This window comes from Myceligenerans salitolerans (genome assembly GCF_017349295.1).
Lineage (GTDB): Bacteria > Actinomycetota > Actinomycetes > Actinomycetales > Cellulomonadaceae > Myceligenerans > Myceligenerans salitolerans.
In genome coordinates, this window is sequence record NZ_JAFMPK010000024.1 from 26,411 (window position 1) to 45,918 (window position 19,508).

17 protein-coding genes and 2 tRNA genes are annotated in these 19,508 nt (G+C 68.9%); 3 read left to right on the forward strand and 16 right to left on the reverse strand.

Translation table 11 applies throughout. From position 1 onward, the window contains the following. Positions 1-151 precede the first annotated feature (151 nt). Genes J0911_RS04180 through J0911_RS04195 form a run of 4 tightly spaced genes read right to left on the reverse strand, consistent with a single transcriptional unit; the run spans position 152 to position 2,623 of the window. Positions 152-853, reverse strand: coding sequence for an anthranilate synthase component II (locus J0911_RS04180; RefSeq protein ID WP_207274210.1), 702 nt, complete (start codon positions 851-853; stop codon positions 152-154). An 18-nt stretch (positions 854-871) separates the two neighbouring features. Further along, positions 872-1,030, reverse strand: a complete 159-nt coding sequence (locus tag J0911_RS04185; protein ID WP_207274211.1) for a hypothetical protein — start codon at positions 1,028-1,030, stop codon at positions 872-874. Between the two features lie 7 nt (positions 1,031-1,037). Further along, positions 1,038-1,853 carry a class E sortase gene (locus J0911_RS04190; protein ID WP_307864903.1) on the reverse strand — a complete coding sequence of 272 codons (816 nt, stop codon included), beginning with the start codon at positions 1,851-1,853 and terminating at the stop codon, positions 1,038-1,040. Further along, positions 1,850-2,623: a DUF881 domain-containing protein gene (locus J0911_RS04195; protein ID WP_307864904.1), complete on the reverse strand. Its 774-nt coding sequence runs from the start codon at positions 2,621-2,623 to the stop codon at positions 1,850-1,852. Before J0911_RS04195 ends, J0911_RS04190 begins: the two co-directional genes overlap by 4 nt. Positions 2,624-2,754: 131 nt before the next feature. Between J0911_RS04195 and J0911_RS04200 the strand changes: the two genes are divergently transcribed. Then, a complete protein-coding gene (locus J0911_RS04200; protein WP_207274213.1) occupies positions 2,755-3,012 on the forward strand; it encodes a cell division protein CrgA in 258 nt (85 codons plus the stop codon). Positions 3,013-3,158: 146 nt separating this feature from the next. Here the strand turns inward: J0911_RS04200 and J0911_RS04205 are convergent, their stop codons facing one another. Together J0911_RS04205 and J0911_RS04210 are read right to left on the reverse strand one after the other, a co-directional pair. After that, the gene (locus J0911_RS04205) at positions 3,159-3,821 is read right to left on the reverse strand and encodes a rhomboid family intramembrane serine protease (RefSeq protein ID WP_307864905.1); all 663 of its coding nucleotides are present in this window, start codon (positions 3,819-3,821) and stop codon (positions 3,159-3,161) included. Between the two features lie 256 nt (positions 3,822-4,077). Further along, the gene (locus J0911_RS04210; protein WP_207274214.1) at positions 4,078-4,620 is read right to left on the reverse strand and encodes a peptidylprolyl isomerase; all 543 of its coding nucleotides are present in this window, start codon (positions 4,618-4,620) and stop codon (positions 4,078-4,080) included. Positions 4,621-4,738: 118 nt separating this feature from the next. On the opposite strand from J0911_RS04210, the gene J0911_RS04215 reads away from it, so the two are divergent. Continuing rightward, on the forward strand, positions 4,739-5,848 hold the full coding sequence (locus J0911_RS04215) for a hypothetical protein (RefSeq protein ID WP_207274215.1): 1,110 nt from the start codon (positions 4,739-4,741) through the stop codon (positions 5,846-5,848). A gap of 169 nt (positions 5,849-6,017) precedes the next feature. Here J0911_RS04215 and J0911_RS04220 read toward each other — a convergent pair whose 3' ends face one another. The 8 genes from J0911_RS04220 to gyrB form a co-directional block, all read right to left on the reverse strand. Beyond that, positions 6,018-6,980: a ribokinase gene (locus J0911_RS04220; RefSeq protein WP_207274216.1), complete on the reverse strand. Its 963-nt coding sequence runs from the start codon at positions 6,978-6,980 to the stop codon at positions 6,018-6,020. Positions 6,981-7,158: 178 nt separating this feature from the next. After that, a tRNA-Ala gene (locus J0911_RS04225) sits at positions 7,159-7,231 on the reverse strand. Positions 7,232-7,263: 32 nt separating this feature from the next. Beyond that, entirely contained in the window at positions 7,264-7,383 is a 120-nt protein-coding gene (locus J0911_RS20145; protein ID WP_211341653.1) for a DLW-39 family protein, read from the reverse strand. A 158-nt stretch (positions 7,384-7,541) separates the two neighbouring features. After that, on the reverse strand, positions 7,542-9,212 hold the full coding sequence (locus J0911_RS04230) for a beta-1,3-glucanase family protein (RefSeq protein ID WP_207274217.1): 1,671 nt from the start codon (positions 9,210-9,212) through the stop codon (positions 7,542-7,544). A 400-nt stretch (positions 9,213-9,612) separates the two neighbouring features. Continuing rightward, positions 9,613-9,686: transfer RNA gene (locus J0911_RS04235), tRNA-Ile, on the reverse strand. Positions 9,687-9,869: 183 nt separating this feature from the next. After that, positions 9,870-11,246 (reverse strand): DUF3566 domain-containing protein, encoded by a 1,377-nt coding sequence (locus J0911_RS20150; protein ID WP_242636274.1) that lies wholly within the window; start codon positions 11,244-11,246, stop codon positions 9,870-9,872. Next, positions 11,246-13,915 carry a DNA gyrase subunit A gene (gene gyrA, locus J0911_RS04245; protein WP_207274218.1) on the reverse strand — a complete coding sequence of 890 codons (2,670 nt, stop codon included), beginning with the start codon at positions 13,913-13,915 and terminating at the stop codon, positions 11,246-11,248. Before gyrA ends, J0911_RS20150 begins: the two co-directional genes overlap by 1 nt. Positions 13,916-14,043: 128 nt before the next feature. Continuing rightward, a complete protein-coding gene (gyrB, locus tag J0911_RS04250) occupies positions 14,044-16,167 on the reverse strand; it encodes a DNA topoisomerase (ATP-hydrolyzing) subunit B (protein WP_207274219.1) in 2,124 nt (707 codons plus the stop codon). 447 nt (positions 16,168-16,614) lie between these two features. Here gyrB and J0911_RS04255 point away from each other — a divergent pair, with 447 nt between their 5' ends. Next, entirely contained in the window at positions 16,615-17,415 is an 801-nt protein-coding gene (locus tag J0911_RS04255) for a hypothetical protein (protein WP_207274220.1), read from the forward strand. A 135-nt stretch (positions 17,416-17,550) separates the two neighbouring features. Here J0911_RS04255 and J0911_RS20155 read toward each other — a convergent pair whose 3' ends face one another. Beyond that, complete coding sequence (locus J0911_RS20155) at positions 17,551-17,880, reverse strand: DciA family protein (RefSeq protein ID WP_307864906.1); 330 nt, start codon at positions 17,878-17,880, stop codon at positions 17,551-17,553. 292 nt (positions 17,881-18,172) lie between these two features. Next, a complete protein-coding gene (gene recF, locus J0911_RS04265; protein ID WP_207274267.1) occupies positions 18,173-19,504 on the reverse strand; it encodes a DNA replication/repair protein RecF in 1,332 nt (443 codons plus the stop codon). Positions 19,505-19,508: the final 4 nt, after the last annotated feature.

Here is a 19,508-nt window from a genome sequence, read left to right on the forward strand (position 1 = left end):
CACCGCGAACGAAGGGCTCGTCCAGTGGCTGGTCGAGCCCTTCGGCGTCTCCGGTCGAGCGGGCCCCCTCCATACCGCCCTGAACCATCACCGGATCAAGAGGGGCGCCCGACGGATCAGGCGCCCCTCTTGTCTGCGAGAACCGCGCACACTACCCAACCACGAGCGGTGCCATGCCCCGGGAACGCTCGACCGCGCCCTCCAGGCCGCACCGTTCCAGCCAGTTGGCGAGGAGGCGGTGACCGCCCTCCGTCAGCACCGACTCCGGGTGGAACTGGACGCCGTGCAGCGGGAGGTCACGGTGCTGCAGGCCCATGACCACGCCGGATTCCGTGGCGCACGTGACCACGAGTTCGTCCGGCACGCTCTCCGGCGTCGCCGCGAGGGAGTGGTAGCGGGTCGCGGTGAACGGCGAGGGGAGCCCGGCAAGAACGGAGCCTTCCGCACCCTCCGCGCCACGTCCGCCGTCGTCGGCGTTGGTGAGGAGATCGTCGGCGACGAACACCTCGCTCGTCTTCCCGTGCATGAGCTCGGGGGCGTGTGTCACGGTCGCGCCGTAGACCTCGGCGAGGGCCTGATGGCCGAGGCACACGCCGAGCATCGGCGTACGGGAGCGCGCGCAGGCGCGGATCACGGACTCGGACGCGCCGGCCTCGGACGGGGTACCCGGGCCGGGGGAGACGAGGACGCCGTCGTACGGGGCTCCGGCGTCGTCCTGGAAGCGGCCGTCCACGTCGGGCTCGGGCACGGCGTCGTTGCGGACGACGACGGTCTCGGCCCCGATCTGGTTCAGGTAGCCGACGATCGTGTAGACGAAGGAGTCGTAGTTGTCGACGACGAGGATGCGCGTCATGCCGGACAGCCTACGGTTCTACTGCCCGACCGTGGTGTCGTTGAACGGCATGTAGTCGCTCAGCCACGGAAAGACGTACTCGAAGCACACCGCGAGCAGGATGATCCCGAGGCCGACGCACAGCAGCGCTCGGGCCCACGGCGGGCCGGGGAGGAAGTTCCACAGTGCGGCGTACATCAGCGCGTCATCCTTCTTCCAGCAGTTCCTTCGGGGTGCCTTCGCTGACGGGGGCCCAGTAGTCGAGCTCGCCGTACACGATGTACCGCTCGGCCGCGGAGAACATGGGGTGGCAGGTGGTCAGCGTGATGTATCGCTCGGTGAGCTCGGGGAGCGGCTCACCCGGTTTGATGCCCGGCACGGGAGAGATCACCTCGATGTTCTCGGGCAGGACGATCTCCGACTCGGTGACCTTGTAGACGTACCAGGTGTCCTCGGTACGGACCACGAGTGCGTCCTGCTCCTCGAGCTCGTGGACCTTGTTGTACGGCTTGCCGTAGGTGGTGCGGTGCGCCGCAGTGGCGAAGTTGCCGAGTTCGCCGGGCATTCCGGTGCCTTCGTAGTGCCCGATGCCGATCGTGTCCAGGACGGTCGCCTTGTCGGTACCCTCCGCGATCGGCTTGAGGTAGTCGTCGCCCCAGCGCGGCACGTAGAGCTGGGCGAACGTCTCGCCGGCGGCAGGCGCGCCGGGAACGGGCGGGGCGTCGCGGTGCTCGGAGGTGACAGCCACCTCGGACCCGTCGTCCTCCGGCTCCTCCCAGCCCATGTCGGCGACGATCTGGTCCTGTGCCCGGGCGCCTTCCACGTCGGTCCACCAGAGCTGCCACACGACGAACAGACCGAGGAGCACGCCGACGGTGACGAGCAGCTCGCCGAAGACCCCGACGACGCCGGCGACCAGTCCACCGCCCCGACGGCCACCGTGATGGGCGTGCCTCCGGCGAGGTCCGTCGGGCCGGACGGGGGTGGGGAAGAGCGCTGCGGAGGTGGGTGTGCGGTTCACGCGAAGACGTCCGTTCCTTCCGGGACGCGGGCGTAGCGGAGCTCGCCGCTCGACTGGGACGCGGGCACCTCGATCTGGTCGTGCGTCTGGACTCCCCAGCCGAGGTGCACCCAGTCGACGTAGGCCCGGTAGTTCTGCACGCCCTTATCGTCCTCCAGCGCCTGCGCGAGCGCCTCCTGATCCCCGATGGCGGTGACCTCGTAGGGTGGTGAGAACACCTTGCCGTGCAGCAGCAGGATGTTTCCGGAGCACCGGAACGCCGACGTCGACGTCACGCGCTCGCCCTGCAGGGTCATCGCCTCGGCGCCGCCCACCCAGAGGGCGTTGATGACGTTCTGCAGATCCTGCTGGTGCACCACGAGGTCGTTGGGCTGCGGGTTACCCGGGACGGTGTCCAGTGACGAGGCCGGGGCGTCGTCCAGGGTGACGGTGAGGCCGGGGCCTCGCACCGGTGCCGATCCCGCGGCCACGCCCTCCCGTTCCGCGACCGGCGGCTCCACCTGAGGGACGTTGCCACCTGTCCTGTCGTCCGAGGTCAGCAAGTTGATCTCTCGGTTCAGCGCCGAGGCCTGCTCGGACAGCTCGCCGACACGTGCGGATTCGGCCTGCACCAGCTCGGCGATGTCCTGCGGTTGACGCGAGCCCGACTGAAGTGCGTGGCGCCCACTGGCCACGAAGAGCAGTCCGGCGAGCGCCAGCACACCGCCCACGATCACCCAGGAACGCACGCGCGCGCCCGTGACCTCCGCACCCCCACCGAATCGGATCACGGGCAACCTCCTGTCAGCGTCACCGTTCGCTCGACTCGACCACTACGCTAGTCCACGAGAATGCCATCGTCCGACCCTTACGCGCCGATGCGACCAAGGGCCGGTACCCGTCCGGACAGGAGCCCCCGAGCGTGCCCGAGTCGAAGCCCCGAAAGAAGAAGACCACCCCGCAGGCCGTCGACGCGCCGGTCGCGAAGCCCGAGGCGAGCCCTCGCTGGCTGGCTCCGGTGATGGTGGGCCTCATGGTCCTCGGTCTCGCGTGGATCGTCACGTTCTACCTGACGAGTTCGGGGCTGGGCCTGCCCGTCCCGCAACTCGGCCAGTGGAACCTCGCGGTCGGGTTCGGCCTGATCATCGTCGGTTTCGGTCTGACGACGCGCTGGCGCTGACACCTTCGGAGCTGTCGTCGGTCTTCCACAGCCCTCGGCAGACTTTCCCACAGCTGTGGGTAAAGCTGTGGAAAAGTCCCGAGGTCGGCCGCTCGGACGGTGTTCCCGAGGGCAGCCGGCTGTGGACAAGCCGCCGTGGACGATCGTCAGACCTGGCCGGGTACGAGGATCGGGCGGAGGGCGATCTCGTACTTCGCGACGGCGGCCAGGACGACGACCAGGAGCACGGCGGCCGGAGCGACGACGCCGATCACCCGTTGTGACCGTCTTGGCGCGAAGGCGAACGCGGCGCCGAGTGCCAGGCCGGTGACGAGGCCACCCAGATGTGCCTGCCACGCGATATGGGGCACGACGAAGCCGAGCACACCGTTGATCACCAGCAGCACCACGATCTGGCCCGCCGACCGTCCCGTCCGGCGCAGGACCGGCAGCATGGCGCCGAACAGGCCGAACACCATGCCAGAGGCGCCGACGGTGCCCTGCGTCCACGACACCCCGAGCGGACCGGGCAGTCCCGCGAAGAGCAGGAAGCCCACGGAGCCGCCGACGGCTGCCAGCACGCACAGGGCGGCGAACCGCGCCCGGCCGAGCAGCGGCTCGAGAAACTGGCCCGTGATGTACAGCGCGTACATGTTGAACGCGATGTGCAGCAGCATTCCGGTGGAGTGCAGGAAGGCCACGGTCAGGAAACGCCACGGCTCGACCGCACCCGCCATCGGCGAGAACAACCACCGCTCGGTCCAGACGAGGCCGGGTACGAGTTGCAGCAGGAAGCTCACCACGCACAGTCCGATGATCGTGAACGTCACGACAGGGCGCTCCGTACGAGCATTGCCGCCGAGTGTCGTCGTGACGCGGGGTGCCTGCTTCGCGGCCTCTCTCACACAGTCCACGCACTGGATGCCGACCGCGGCCTGTCGCTGGCACTCGGGGCAGGCCGGACGTCCGCAGCGCTGGCACCGCACGTAGGAAGGCCGGTCCGGGTGTCGCGGGCAGACCGGGGGGCCGGCCGGCGCGTCGGGGGCCGGGCGTGCCTCGTCGTCGGCGATGTCTCGGCCCTCCCGGTCAGTCTTCGATCGTGACGGAGTTGATGGTGATGTCCTCCACGGGCCGGTCGCCCGGGCGCGTCGGGGTCTTGCCGATGGCGTCCACGACGGCGCGCGACTCGTCGTCGGCCACCTTCCCGAAGATGGTGTGCTTGCCGTTCAGCCAGGGCGTCTCGGCCGTGCTGATGAAGAACTGGGATCCGTTGGTGCCCTCGATCTCGCCGGTCACCGGGTTTCGACGCTTGCCGGCGTTGGCCATGGCGAGCAGGTACTTCTCGTTGAACTCGAACATCTCGGGGTGGATCTCGTCGTCGAACGTGTAGCCGGGACCGCCGGTACCGGTACCCAGCGGGCAGCCGCCCTGGATCATGAAGTCGTCGATCACGCGGTGGAAGATCAGGCCGTCGTAGAAGGGGTCCTTCCGCTCCTCGCCGGTACGAGGATCCGTCCAGGGCTTCTCGCCACGAGCGAGTTCCACGAAGTTGCGGACCGTCTTCGGAGCGTGGTTGCCGAACAGCTCGAGGCGGATGTCACCGGCGGAAGTGTGCAGGGTTGCGAACATGTCTCCAATCTTTCCACGTCGTGCGAGTGTCCGGCCTCGCCACGCGCGGCATGCGATGGCAGAGTGGGTGCTACATACCAGATCGTTGGACGGCAGACATCCCGGGAGGTTCCTTTCCATGGGACGCAAGATCACCGTTGACCACCAGGTCGACACGGAGAAGCTGAAGCAGCAGGCCGCCGCGGCCGCCGCGCTGCTGAGCGAGCGGGGTGCGAAGGCCGCCCACCAGGCCGGAACACTCGCCGGGCAGGCGAGGGAGCAGGCTGTCCACGCCAAGGACTGGGCGCAGCCCCGTGTCGCCGAGCTGCGGCACTGGGCTCAGCCTCGCGCGGAGAAGGCGTGGCGGGACGGCCTGCAGGCCGCCGCGCCGCGGGTGCGACAGGCCGCGGACAAGGCGGCACCACTCATCGATTCGGCACACCACAAGCTCGTCGACGACCTGCTGCCGCGCGCTGTCGCGGTAGCGAACCAGGCCGCCGCCCACGCGGCCGAGATGCAACGCCAGGTCGACGCCGCGGCCGCTCCGCCTCTCAAGGGCAGGGCCGCCAAGGCGGCGAAGAAGGCGGCCGCAGCCGCGGAGAAGGCGTCGGCCAAGGCAGCGTCCGCCGCGGCGAAGCAGGCGGCCAAGGAGTCCAAGTCCGGGTCCGCCGGGAAGCGCTGGGTCTGGGCGGCGGTCGGAGTCGGTGCGGTCGCCGCCGGTTACGTCTTCTGGAAGCGTGCACAGCCGCAGAGTGACCCGTGGGCGGAACCCTGGGAGCAGACATCTGCTGCCGACTACTCGGGCGCCACTGGCGCCGCGGACGCCAAGCAGCGGGTGGGTGCCGCCGCTGAGACCGCCGTCGCCAAGGGCCGCGAGGTGGCCGGCGCCGCCGCGAGGCAGGCGTCAGCGGTGGCCGAGAAGGCCACGTCGGCCGCGCGCTCCGCAGCCGGCAAGGCCGGTTCGGCCGCACGCACAGGAGCTCACAAGGTCTCGGATGCCGCACCGTGGACGGCCGCCGCCAACGGCACGGCCGACGACAAGACGGCGTCCGGCAGCGCGTCGGAGTCGAAGGACGAGGCAAGTTCGGCTCTCGCGGCGGAACCGGAGCTCGCGACCGTCGACGCCAACCCGCAGTCCGCCGAGGCGGGGTCGGTGCCCGACAAGGACGCCGACAGCGGGTCCGCCGAGGACACCTACGCGTTCGACGAGTTCGAGAGCCAGGAAGGTGCCGCGGGAAAGCACGCCTGACCGTTCGGACGACGGGGCCGAGCCGACACCTCGGGTGTCGGCTCGGCCCCGTCGTCTCGCGGGCCGGCGGCGTCGTGCCCGACGGCACGGGACCGTGCCCTGATCCCCTCGGTCGCGCGTGGGATCGGCCCGCTGGACGGTTCGCCCGACCGGCTCCGCCGCCTCGACATCACGGGTGCCGGGCCGCTCGGCCGGAGGCCGTCGCGCCGTCGGCAGCCAGAGCCTCCACCTCCTCGGCGGTCGGGATCGCGTCCTGCGCACCCGGACTCGTGACGGCCAAAGCTGCCGCCGCGTTCGCGAGGCGAGCGGCGGCGTCCAGGGAGCCACCCCGCGAGAGGGCCGCCGCGAGCACGCCGCAGTAGGCGTCACCGGCACCGGTCGTGTCCACTGCCCGAACCGGATGAGCCGGGATCGTGAGCAGACGCTTTCCCCGCTCCGCGACGAGACTTCCCTCGTCGCCGACCGTCACGACGACGGCGGGAACCCGCCCCAGCAGCGCCGCGGCGAGTGCCGACGGGTCGGCCGGGGCTGTTGCCGGGGTCGTCGGTCCGGGCAGGCCGGCGACGAGGTCGGCCGCCTCGGTCTCGTTGACGACCAGGATGTCGATCTGTGACCACACGTCGGCCGGCAGGCGACGCGACGGTGCCGCGTTCAGCACCACCAGCGCGCCCGGACGCTTCGCCGCGGCGGCCGATCGAACGGCGTCGACCGGAATCTCGAGCTGGAGCAGGACGACGTCGGCCGCCGCGAGGCGCGCGGACCGCGCGGCATCGACCCGCACGTGTGAGTTGGCCCCGGGCGCGACGGCGATCGCGTTCCTGCCGTCGGGTGTCACGGTGATGAGCGCCGTACCGGTCGGAGCGGCGACCCGGTCCACGAGATCCGTCCGGACCGCGGCCCGCTCGAGCGAGGACAGCAGCAACTCGGCGGCCTCGTCGCGCCCCAGGGCACCGACGAACGTCGTCTCCGCACCGCCTCCCCGAGCCGCGGCCACCGCTTGGTTCGCCCCCTTGCCTCCGGGTGTCCGCCGGACGTCACCGCCGAGCACGGTCTCGCCACCACGCGGATGATGCGGGACCTCGACGACGACGTCGACGTTGGCCGAGCCCACCACGACGACGCGTCCGCCCATGCCGCACCTCGCATCTCACCCGTGTCCGCCGTGGTCATGCTAGCCGCCGGGTCGCGGGCCAGGTCCGCCCGGTGGCGGGATCAGGGACGACGGCGGCAAGTCACATCTACGTGATCCGCTGACGCCGATCGGCATGAAAGAGGGACCTGCGGTGACGGTTCGCCGCAGGTCCCTTCTGTGGAGCCAAGGGGACTCGAACCCCTAACCCCCTGCTTGCAAAGCAGGTGCGCTACCAATTGCGCCATGGCCCCGCACGCGACGCCGGATCGACGCCCCGCACATACTACTCGACGGTGTCGGTGACCTCGGACCAGAGATCCCGCCCCTCGGCGTCCTCGTTGAGCTTGCGCCACAGGACGTACCCGGCGCCGGCAGCCAGAATCAGGACGAGCAACTTCTTCACGAGTTCCTCCGTGGTCAGAACGACGGACCGACGTCTCCGGTCCTCGTGCGTTCCACAATCCCACATTCCGCGCCGCAACGACCAGTCGGAACGCGGTGAAGGGCTCCCTGGCGTGGCGGACCGGAATCGGGGCGCCCGGCCCGCCACGCTCACGGATCTCAGGACGCGCCGAACCGCCAGGACTGCGCGGCGCTACCGCCACAGGAGCGGATCTCGAGCTTCTGCCCGTCCTGCAACGCTCCGTCGATCACCGCGAGACACTTGCCTGACTGCGGGTTCACCAGGTGCTGCGCCCCGGCGTCGTAGGTCCACTCCTGCGCGCCGGTGCCGTTGCAGGTCCACAGGTGGACCGCGGTGCCGTCGCCGGTGCCGCCCCCGGCGACGTCGAGGCACTTGCCGAGTGCTGAGATCGTTCCGCCGGAGCGGGTCCAGGTCTGGGCGGCATTGCCGCTGCAGTGCACGATCTGGATCGGGTTGCCGTCCGACGCGTCCGCCCACGGCACGTCCATGCACATGCCGTTGTCGGCGAGCACCGTGCCGGTTCCTTCCGGAAGGGCGGTGTCGGGCGGTGTGTCGTCGTCACCGCCGTCGTTCTCGTCCCCGCCGATCGGTGTGGCGGCACCGGCGAACGGGTCCAGTTGCATGAACGCCTCGGTCGGGTTGCCGTCGTGCACCAGCGACTCCTGGTTCTCGACGTCGTCGAACGCGAAGGCGTAGGCCTTGCCGTCGGCCATCTGCTCGTGGATGTACTTCCCGTAGTAGTTCGTTCGTCCGTCCTCGTAGAACGTGTCCGACGACGGGCCGGGGTGGACGTCACCGAGAAGGAGGGTCGAGCGGTGGAACCCCGCGCACAGGGTCCGCGCGATGGCGCCGACGTCGTCGTTCGGCGCGAACAGGTCGCCCGCGCACCCGAAGATCGACTCCGCCGACGGCTTGTTGAAGCTCGTCACGAAGGCGCCGTTGCCGTCGGTGAACCTCATGGTGTCGCCCGAGACATTCCCGTAGAACTTGGTGTCCGGAGCAAAACCGTACGGGACGACCGTCATCGTCCTGCTGCGGTAGCGCTCCCACACGTCGTCGACGTACGAGGTGATCACATCGGGGGAGATCTGGCCGGTACCGATCCCATGACCTGGCGACAGCACGCGAAGCACCGACCCGTCCGGGGCCGTCTGCTTCAGACCGTCCCATCCTGGGGTGGAGTCGAGTGCGGCCACCACGTTGGAGAAGCCGTCCGGCTTGAGCATTCCGGTGTGCAGGATCTCGCCGCTCGACGTCCGCAGGCCGGTCTGGTACGGCGCCGAGAAGAAGTCGACCTGGGTGCTGTTGATCCACAGCCCGGAGTCGTTCAGCGTGTACTCGGTCCAGCTGAACATGATGTCTCGGTTGGGGTCGTTCGGGTTCTGCACCGCGGGCTGCACCAGACGCCCGTCCAGCACGATCTGGAACGTCATCTTGGTGCCGTAGCTGAAGTAGACGCGTCCGGACAGCTTCGGCATCTGGATCGTCGTGGACTGCCCTCGTGCGGGACCGGGGATCGACGCATCGGGCGCCGGCTCGGGCACGGAGCCCGCGTCCGGCCAGGGGTGGAACGTGCCGGACGCGTCGGCGTACCCCATGTCGCCGTTGCGCTCGCCGAGGACGTAGAGGAAGACCTGGTCCCCGCGATCCGAGTTGTTGGTGATGGTCAGAGGGATGGTGTCGGGCACGGCCGCGACCGCCTCCGCCCGTGCCCCGCTCTCGGGCGCGCCCTGTGCTGCGGTTGCCCAGGGAACGAGCAGGCATGTGACTGCGGCGAGAGTTCCGATCAGTTTCCGGGACGATGACATCTGAACCTCCTCGGTTCGTCGGCAAGTGGAGCTACGTTGCCCCGCGTGCAGAGACGCCTTTGCCCGGCACGCCGTCCCACGATAAGTAAGGCTTACTGCCTTGTCACCCGTCTAGAGCGAGAATAGGTCCCAGAACCTACTGGATATCCCGTACTCCTCCGGGGGTGAATCCGGTACCTGTGACCAGCCGGGATCCGAGAGGTCGACATGGCGGCTCCGTCGTTCACGCTGACCACGTCGTCGAACGCACCCCGATCCCTGGGCGACGACGGCCGACTCAGCCGCCTGGGGCACCGCGACGACGGCCCGGGACACGAGCTGTGGGAACCGGCCGTCCGAGAAGCAAGAACCCCGTCCGATCCTGGCGTGAGACGCCTGGTCGAACGGGGTCCTTCGAGGGTGGGGCTACGAGGACTTGAACCTCGGACCTCATCGTTATCAGCGATGCGCTCTAACCGCCTGAGCTATAGCCCCAGCTCTCCCCAGGAACTCCTCCCTCACGGGCAGGCGCTCTCTGGCAGCACCCAGACATTACCCCAGCGAGCGGCTCTGCCCCAAACCGAAATCGTGGATCCGGCCAACTTCCTGGTGTGACGTTCGCCGGAGACGACGGCGGCGCTCCTCGTCATGCGAGGAGCGCCGCCTGGTACCGAGGACTCAGTCGTCGGTGAGCGTCATGTGCACGCCGCCCACGAGGGCCGCCGTGATGTTGTAGAGGAACGTCATGATGGTGGCCAGCGCCGTGAGCAGGACGACGTTGCAGATCGCCACGAGCGTCGCGAGCGACACCACTCGTTCGAACTCGACGTACTGCATGACGTTGAAGTTCGTCTCCTCACCGATGGCATCCGTCACGAAGGTCTGGACGTTGTCGAACACACCCAGGCTGTCGATCACCGACCAGAACACCACGGTCGCGACGACGGTCATGATCGCGATCGCGACGGACAGCAGGAACGCCAGCTTCATGACCGACCACGGGTCGATGCGAGAGATCGCCAGCCGCACGCGACGCGGACCGGCACTCGGCCGGGGCGCCACACCAGGTGCCGGGCCCGGCGCGGTGTCGTCCTCGGGCCGGCCGCCCGCGCCGACGGGCACCGTCTCCTCGACGGGGGCCGACGCCGAACCCCGTACCGCGCCGGCGGTGTAGTGCATCTCCGGGGGTACCGGCGGGACAGGCTGCGGCTCGGCCTGCGCCGCGGCGGGCGCCTCCGGCCGGGCCGGGGAAACCTTCTTCGCCGCGTTCCGCGCGGCCGCCAGCGCCGCCTGCGCTGCCTTCACCGCGCCCTGCTTGACGGCCGCCGCGGTGTCGTCACCGCCGTCGTTCTGCCGCGCGGTGCCGTTCGCCGCCGTGGCCGTACTCGGCTCGCCGGTGGCTGCCTCGTGAGAACTCGGCGCGGACACTCGCTGCCATGCCTCGTTCGGCGGGTTGGCGGGACTCGGTGGGGCGGGCGGGGTCGGAGGCAGCGCCTCGCGGGACACCACCCGCGGCTTGGTCGTCTCCTCGACGTCGTCGGCTTCGTGACCCGTCGGCGCGGACGCCTTGCCGATCGCCGACCCGAGCGACGATCCCCCGTTCTCCGGCGTACCGTTGGATTCGCCACGGGAGCCCGTCGTATAGCGGGACGAGGGCGCCCCCGCGCCCGCCTCGTAGGCCGAACGCCAGAGGCCGGAGGGGATCGGCTTCGACTCCGCCGCCTCGGGCCGGGTCGGTGACGCGCTTCCCTCCGCGGGCACCTGGGCCGAGGAGTCCGGAGCCGACACAGGCTCCACCTTGTCCGCGATCCGCTCCGTCACCGTTTCTCCTGCAGGCTCCCCGACGGCGTCACCGTCGTCCGTGGCCGACGCGCCGGCCGGCGGGTCGCTCTCCGTGGTCTCGGCCGACGTATCGGTCGACTCCGTCTCAGCGGCGTCACCCGAGGACTTGGTTCCCGGCGAGACGCCCTCCTGGACCTGGCTCTCCTCGAGTTCGTCGTCGAGCTTCGTCGTCGCCGATCCGGTGCCCTGTCCGGTGTCGTTGCCGCTTGTCATCAGCTGTCCTCGCGTCCGGTGCTCTCATGCTGGGGGGTGCTCGAAACGTCGTCGGGGCCGGGTACCTCACCGTCCACGGTAACGCCGTCCACACCGTTCTCGCCGTTCGACGGCCCCGCGGGACCCTCCTCCGGCTCGCCGTCCTCCTGCTCGAGGTTGCGTTCCGCGTTCCGCGCCACAGCGATGATCCGATCGCCCTTGTCCGGCTTCGCGAAGGTTACTCCCTGCGTGTTCCTCCCGGTCAGGTTCACCTCCGCGACTGCGGACCGCACGATCTTGCCACGTTCCATGATGACGAGGACCTCGTCATCCGCGTCCGTGACCAGCGCCCCCACAAGGTCTCCGCGTGCCTCGACCAAGTTCGCCACCTTGATGCCCAGACCACCGCGTCCCTGCACGCGGTACTCGTCGATCCGGGTGCGCTTGGCGAAGCCACCCTCGGTCACCACGAACAGATCGGTCCCCGGTGTGACGACCTGTGCTGCGAGGAGTTCGTCCTCATCCCGGAACTTCATGCCGGTCACGCCGGAGGTCGCTCTGCCGAGCGGCCGGATCGTGTCGTCGGAGGCGTGGAACCGGATCGACTGCCCCTTGCGCGACACGAGGATGAGATCGTCGTCACCGTTCACGAGCCGTGCGGCGACCAGCTCGTCAGGGCGGCCTTCCTCGTCCTCGCGCAGGTTGATCGCGATGAGTCCGCCGGAGCGGGGAGAGTTGTACTCCTGGAGGCGGGTCTTCTTCACGACGCCCCGGCGCGTCGCCAGCACCAGGTAGTCCGCCGCATCGTAGTCCGGGATGTCGAGGACCTGCGCGATGTGTTCCCCGGGCTGGAACGCCATCAGATTGGCGACGTGCTGCCCCTTCGAGTCCCGCCCTCCCTCGGGCAGTTCATAGCCCTTCGCGCGGTAGACGCGGCCCAGGTTGGTGAAGAAGAGCAGCCAGTGGTGCGTTGTCGTCACGAAGAAGTGGTCGACGATGTCGTCCTCGCGCAGCTGCGTCCCGCGCACGCCCTTGCCACCCCGCTTCTGCTGGCGGTAGTTGTCGCTGCGGGTGCGCTTGGCGTACCCGCCGCGCGTGATGGTGACGACCATCTCCTCCTCGGGGATCAGATCCTCGACGGACATGTCTCCGAGGTGCGGAAGAATGGTGGTCCGGCGCTCGTCGCCGTAACGGCCGACGATCTCGTCGAGCTCCTCGCCGACGATCGATCGCTGCCGCTCGGGCCGAGCAAGGATGTCCCGGTAGTCGCTGATCACCGCTTCGAGCTTCGCGTGCTCGTCGAGGATCTTCTGCCGTTCGAGTGCCGCGAGCCGGCGGAGCTGCATCGCCAGGATCGCATTGGCCTGGACCTCGTCGACGCCGAGCAGTTCCATCAGACCGGTGCGCGCCTCGTCCACGTCGGGGGAGCGGCGGATGAGAGCGATCACCTCGTCGAGCGCGTCGAGGGCCTTGAGGTAACCCACGTAGATGTGGATCTGCTCCTCGGCCTCCTTGAGCAGGAACTCCGTGCGCCGCCGCACGACCTCGATCTGGTGCGTCACCCAGTGCCGGATGAACGCGTCCAGGCTGAGCGTCCGCGGGACGTCGTCGACCAGCGCCAACATGTTCGCGCTGAAGTTCTCCTGCAGCTGGGTGTGCTTGTACAGGTTGTTCAGCACGACCTTGGCGACGGCGTCACGCTTGAGCACGATGACGAGGCGCTGGCCGGTTCGGCCCGAGGTCTCGTCACGGATGTCGGCGATGCCCTGGATACGCCCGTCGTTGACCATGTCCGCGATCTTCGCGGCGAGGTTGTCCGGGTTCACCATGTACGGCAGCTCGGTGATGACCAGGCAGATCCGGTTCTGGATCTCCTCGACGTTCACGACCGCGCGCATCGTGATGGACCCACGGCCCGTGCGGTACGCCTCCTCGATCCCCTTGTGCCCGAGGATCTGCGCACCGGTCGGGAAGTCGGGGCCCTTGATGCGCTGCATCAGCGCTTCCAGCAGTTCCTCTCGCGAGGCGTCGGGGTTGTCGAGATACCACTTGGCGCCGTCTGCCACCTCGCGCAAGTTGTGCGGCGGGATGTTCGTGGCCATGCCGACGGCGATTCCGGCGGAACCGTTGACCAGCAGGTTCGGGAAGCGCGACGGAAGGACGGTCGGCTCGCGGGTCCGGCCGTCGTAGTTGTCCTGGAAATCGACGGTGTTCTTCTCGATGTCGCGCACCATCTCGAGCGCGAGGGGCGCCATCCGGCACTCGGTGTATCGAGGGGCGGCCGCTGGGTCGTTACCGGGAGAACCGAAGTTTCCCTGGCCCGCGACCAACGGATAGCGCAGCACCCAGTCCTGCACGAGGCGAACCAGGGTGTCGTAGATCGCCGTGTCGCCGTGCGGGTGGTACTTACCCATCACGTCGCCCACCACGCGGGAACACTTGCTGAACGATCGATCCGGCCGGTAACCACCGTCGTACATCGCGTACAGCACCCGGCGGTGCACGGGCTTGAGCCCGTCCCGCACGTCCGGCAGGGCACGCCCGACGATCACGCTCATCGCGTAGTCGAGGTAGCTGCGCTGCATCTCGAGCTGCAGGTCCACCTGTTCGACACGGCCGTGGTGCACGGCCAACGCGGCGTCACCAACGCCGTCGGGGAGGTCCTCCACGCCGGGGGTCTCGTCCGTCACGTCTCTTCCTTCCCACGCCGTCCGACGGCGTGCTGTCGTCTCCCCGGTACCTCGTTGCGTGGTGCCCGGGCCGCGCGCTCACTCCCTGCGACGCCTCTGGCGACATCGTGCGGGGTTCGCGAGCTCGCTCAGATGTCGAGGAACCGCACGTCCTTGGCGTTGCGCTGGATGAAGCTCCGGCGCGACTCGACGTCCTCGCCCATGAGCACCGCGAAGATCTCGTCCGCCGCGGCGGCGTCGTCCATCGTCACCTGCAGCAGGGTGCGGTTCTCCGGGTCCATCGTGGTGTCCCACAGCTCGTGGTAGTCCATCTCGCCCAGACCCTTGTACCGCTGGATCCCGTTCTCCTTGGGGATGCGCCTGCCCTGGGCCAGGCCGGCCTCGAGGAACGCGTCCCGCTCACGGTCCGAGTAGACGTAGTCGTGCGGCGCGTTCGACCACTTCAGCCGGTACAGCGGCGGCTGCGCGAGGTAGACGTGACCGTGCTCGATCAGCGGGCGCATGTACCGGAACAACAGGGTGAGCAGCAGCGTGCAGATGTGCTGTCCGTCGACGTCGGCATCAGCCATCAGCACGATCTTGTGATAGCGCAGCTTGGCGATGTCGAAGTCCTCACCGATCCCGGTGCCGAACGCCGTGATCAGCGCCTGCACCTCCTGGTTCGACAGCGCCTTGTCCAGTCGTGCGCGCTCGACGTTGAGGATCTTGCCGCGGATGGGGAGGATCGCCTGGTTGTGCGGGTTGCGCCCGCGCACTGCGGATCCACCCGCCGAGTCGCCCTCGACGACGTAGACCTCGCATTCCTCAGGACGTCGTGACTGGCAGTCCTTCAGCTTGCCGGGCATACCCCCGCTGCTCAGAATCCCCTTGCGCCGTGTGGCCTCACGCGCCTTGCGCGCCGCGATCCGCGCCTGGCTCGCCTGGATCGCCTTGCGGATGATGTCCTTGGCCTCGCCCGGATGGGCGTCGAACCAGTCGGTGAGCTGCTCGCGCACGACCCGCTGGACGAAGGTCTTCGCCTCGGTGTTCCCGAGCTTCGCCTTGGTCTGTCCCTCGAACTGCGGTTCGCTCAACTTCATGGAGATGACCGCGGTGAGACCCTCGCGGATGTCGTCCCCCGTGAGGTTGTCGTCCTTCTCCTTGAGGATCGCCTTGTCGCGTGCGTACGTGTTGACGAGGCTGGTCAGCGCGGTCCGGAACCCCTCCTCGTGGGTGCCGCCCTCCGGCGTCGAGATCATGTTGGCGAATGTGTGCACGGACTCGCTGTACGCGCTCGTCCACTGCATCGCGATCTCCGCGGAGATGTTCCGCCCGTCGTCCTCCGCTTCGAAGGCGACGACCTCGGCGTGGACCAGGTCCACCTTCTTCGCCGAGTTGATGTGGGCCACGTAGTCGACCAGGCCGCCGTCGTACTTGTACGTGACCGTCCGGGCGCCGGGACGAGTGTTCGACGCCGGGCCACGGTCGCCCTCGGCACCGGGCCCACCGGCGGCCGGGTCGCCGTCCGTGGTGGTGATCGTGCCGGCGACGTCGCCCTCGGCGAGCATCTCGGGGGTCACCTGCGGGATCTGGCCGGTGACCTCGTCGTCGTTCCCGGCGTGGCCGGCGCGCTCGTCGGTCAGCGTGATCTGCAGGCCCTTGTTGAGGAAGGCCGTCTGCTGGAAGCGGGTCCTCAGGGTCTCGAAGTCGTACTCCGTGGTCTCGAAGATCGAGTCGTCGGCCCAGAACGTCTGAATGGTCCCGGTGTTCTCGCCGTCGGCCATCGGCTCGAGCCTCTGGACCTCGCTGGTGGGTTCACCGCCGTCGCGGTACTCCTGGCGCCAGTGGTAGCCGTCGCGGATCACCTCCGAGACGAAGCGAGTGCTCAGGGCGTTGACCACCGACATACCGACGCCGTGCAGGCCACCGGACACCGCATACCCACCGCCGCCGAACTTGCCGCCCGCGTGAAGGATGGTCATGACCACCTCGAGCGTGGGCTTCCCCTCGGTGGGATGCATCGCCACGGGGATGCCGCGGCCGTCGTCCACGACCCGTACGCCGCCGTCGGCCATCAAAGTGACGTCGATCGTGGTGGCGTGGCCTGCGAGGGCTTCGTCGACAGCGTTGTCGACGATCTCGTAGACCAAGTGGTGAAGCCCACGCTCACCGGTTGAGCCGATATACATGCCCGGTCGCTTGCGAACGGCCTCAAGACCTTCCAGGACGGTGATGTTCCCGGCGTCGTAGCCGCCGTCGATTCGCTCTGTCACGGGCGGGATAGCTCCTCGTCTTTCAGGCGCACGCCGGGTTGGAGGAGTGGTCCTGACCCGGCGTGATTGTCCCTGTCAGTCTACCGCCAGGACGCGGAAAACTCCGGATTCCATGCCGCTTGTGGGCAACCTCCACAGGGTCTTCGAGGTGTCGCGGACGAGCGTGACAGCATGCGGTTACCGGCCATGGGAGGCGGATTTTAGCCTTTGGTACTCGAAGATGGCACGTCCATTGCTCGGCGAGAGACTCGACCCTCCACTTCCCGGCTCGGCCGACAGCGACGTCCGAGGCTTCGGCTCGCCCGCACCATGTCTCGGTAGGGCTCTGGTCACCAATGAATGGGGCGCGGGGAACTATTTCGCTTTTTGTCGGGTTTCTGGTCTAATCCGACACGACCCCCGTCAGCGCCCCCCAGCGCAATGTTCGCAACTTCGAAGGATGACACCGTGAAGAAGTTCCTCGCCGGCGGTGCTCTCACCGCCGTCGCCCTTGGTGGGATGGTCGCCATGGCCCCCGCCGCTTCCGCCCACATTCCCAACGCCACCGCCGACTGCACCGGCCTCTACGTCGACTTCAAGTCGTACAGGGGCGGCACCGACGTCGAGGTCGTCATCGACGGCGAGGTCGTCGAGTCGACCGTCCTGCCCGGCGACTTCTACGACTGGGTCGACTTCGTCGAGCACTACCCGTTCGAGGACGACACGGTCGCCCACACCTGGTCGGTCTCCATCGACGCGCACGACGACGACCGTTTCGACTACACCGACGAGGGCACCGTCGAGGCCTGTGCCACGCCCCCGGCCAAGCAGACCGCGCAGCCGGCCACCCCGGAGGTCGTCGCCGGGTGCGCCGTGACGATCGACGACGTCGTGCTGCCCGAGAACTCCGAGGCGGTGACGTACTCGAAGAACGACGCGGGCGTCGTGGCCGCACTCGTCTCGGACGAGTACCAGTGGATCGAGGACCTCGGGTCCTGGATGCCGCAGGCCGATGGCTCGGTGCTCTTCCCGGCCGACCTCCTGCTGGTCGAGGAGGAGTGCGAGGAGACCCCGTCCCCGAAGCCTTCGCCCACGGAGCCTGCCGAGGACGAGCCCTCCGACGAGCCGTCCGCTCCGGCGGCCGAGGAGGAGCCCCCGGTTCTCGCCGCCACCGGTGCCACCGTGGGCGGCGCGGCCGCCTTCGCCCTGCTCCTGGTGGGCGGTGGCGTCGCGCTCGTGATCGCCCGTAGGCGGATGGCCAAGAACTGACCGCAGGCCGCTCGCGGCCGCTGTCCGACAGGAGGGTCTCACCCGTTGAGGGTGGGACCCTCTTGTCGTCCCGCAAGGAGGCCCGGGCCGGCCGCGTGCGGACGTGCGTCGCGACCCGGCGGGACCGCACCACGGTCAGCCGAAGGTGTCCCGTGGTCCGGGCCCGCGCACCGAGCGCGGACCTCGCCGGAATCCGGGGCCGGCGGGGCCCAGTACCGAGACCTCCTCGACCACGCCCTCACCGATCTCCTCCGCCATCCGCCGGAGCAGATCGGGCACCAGCATCCGCAGCTGTGTCGCCCACGCGGTCGAATCGGCTCGCACCACCAGTACCCGGTCCTCAAAGGTGATCGGCGTGCAGTGTTCGGCGACGTCATCCCCGACGACGTCACGCCAGCGGCCGACGACGCCGCCGACCGAGACGTCCTGCGTCCAGCCCTTCTCGCGCAGCAGCCTGCCGACCACCGACCCGAGAAGCTGCGGGTCTCGAGCGTTCGGGCCCTGCGCTTCCTTCCGCGGCTCGGCAAGGGGGGATCTGCGCGCAGGAGAGCCCGGCCGGAGTCCCTTCGCCCGGGCTGCTGCCTTGGCCCGGTTGAGAGCCGCACGCGCGACCTCCTCCGGTGGCGTGATCGGTGCCTCTCGAAGGCCTTCACGGTCGCCTGTCGCGCCAGCGTTATCCACAGCGCTCTGTGGATAACTTTGGGCGCTGTCGCGGGCTGCGTCAGCGCCTCCTGTTGGCCCGTGGGTCACGTCCTGGTCACTCACGAGTGACCTTTCCTGGTTCCACGTGAAACCTCGCGCCGCTCAAACTCGTGGGCACGTCCTCGGGCACCGCGGCGGTCACCAGAACCTGCCGCGCCGGCAGGACGAGTTCCGCCAGCCGTTCCCTCCGACGTGTGTCGAGCTCGGCGAAGACATCGTCGAGAATGAGGACGGGATCGGCGTCCGTTCCATGGTCGGGATCCCAGAACGCGGGCGCCGACGGCGGTGGCGTTTCCAGCTCCGCGGCGCCTCCTAGCAGCCAGAACGACGCCAATCTCAGGGCCAGCGCGAATGACCACGACTCTCCGTGGCTGGCGTACCCCTTCACCGGCAGGCCACCGAGAGCGAGCAACAGATCGTCACGATGAGGACCCACGAGACTCACGCCCCGGTCGAGTTCCTGCTGCCGCGCACCGGCCAGGGCGGCGGTCATGCGCTCACGGATGTGCGCGGTCGACACCGAGTCCTCGCCTGCGGGACCGGACGCTCCCTGTGGGCTCCCCGATACCGCCAGACCCTCGGCCGTTAACCCGCCGGACGGCATCTGTGTCCGCGCCGGATCGGCCGGCTCGCGCCCCTCCGGCCCGCCCCTCACCGGAAAGTTATCCACAGGCGCTGTGGACGACGATCGGTACTCGATCCGCGCCTCTCCCTTGCCCTCGCTGACAGCTTCGTAGGCCGCGGCGACCACGGGGCGGAGCGCCTCCACGAGCTGCAGCCGGAGGGACACGATCTCGGAGCCGAGTTCCACCAGACGGCCGTCCCACACCTCGAGGGTCGCCAGCGCCGCCGGATCGGTACCGCCCGATCGGCGCACCGCCCGGGCCGACTTGAGCAGTGCCGACCGCTGCTTGAGCACTCGCTCGTAGTCCGCGAACACCCCGGCGAACCGCGGAACCATCAGCACGACGAGTTGGTCGAGGAATCGCCGGCGGCCATCAGGGTCGCCCTTGACCAGGGCGAGGTCCTCGGGCGCGAAGAGGACGGTCCGCAGGATGCCGAGCACGTCCCTCGCACGTCCCGGCTGACCACGGTTGATCCGTGCGCGATTGGCCTTGCCCTGCGTGATCTCCAGCTCGATGGTGCTCGCCCGGTCACCCCGCACGATGCGGGTGCGAACCACGGCCCGGGACGCTCCCGCGCGAACCAGCGGCGTGTCGGTGGCGACGCGGTGCGAGCCCAGGGTCGCGACGTAGCCGACGGCCTCGACGAGGTTGGTCTTGCCCTGACCGTTGGCCCCGACGAACGCGTTGACCCCGGGCTCGAGCTCCACGTCGACGCTCGCGTAGGAGCGGAAGTCGAGGAGACTCAGGTGGGAGACGTACAGCGGT

What these genes read in the sequence shown, in the direction of transcription:
- J0911_RS04180 (WP_207274210.1), bottom strand. Translation starts at nt 853, where the DNA reads ATGACGCGCATCCTCGTCGTCGACAACTACGACTCCTTCGTCTACACG.
- J0911_RS04185 (WP_207274211.1), bottom strand. Translation starts at nt 1,030, where the DNA reads ATGTACGCCGCACTGTGGAACTTCCTCCCCGGCCCGCCGTGGGCCCGA.
- J0911_RS04210 (WP_207274214.1), bottom strand. Translation starts at nt 4,620, where the DNA reads ATGTTCGCAACCCTGCACACTTCCGCCGGTGACATCCGCCTCGAGCTG.
- J0911_RS04215 (WP_207274215.1), top strand. Translation starts at nt 4,739, where the DNA reads ATGGGACGCAAGATCACCGTTGACCACCAGGTCGACACGGAGAAGCTG.
- J0911_RS04220 (WP_207274216.1), bottom strand. Translation starts at nt 6,980, where the DNA reads ATGGGCGGACGCGTCGTCGTGGTGGGCTCGGCCAACGTCGACGTCGTC.
- J0911_RS04230 (WP_207274217.1), bottom strand. Translation starts at nt 9,212, where the DNA reads ATGTCATCGTCCCGGAAACTGATCGGAACTCTCGCCGCAGTCACATGC.
- J0911_RS20150 (WP_242636274.1), bottom strand. Translation starts at nt 11,246, where the DNA reads ATGACAAGCGGCAACGACACCGGACAGGGCACCGGATCGGCGACGACG.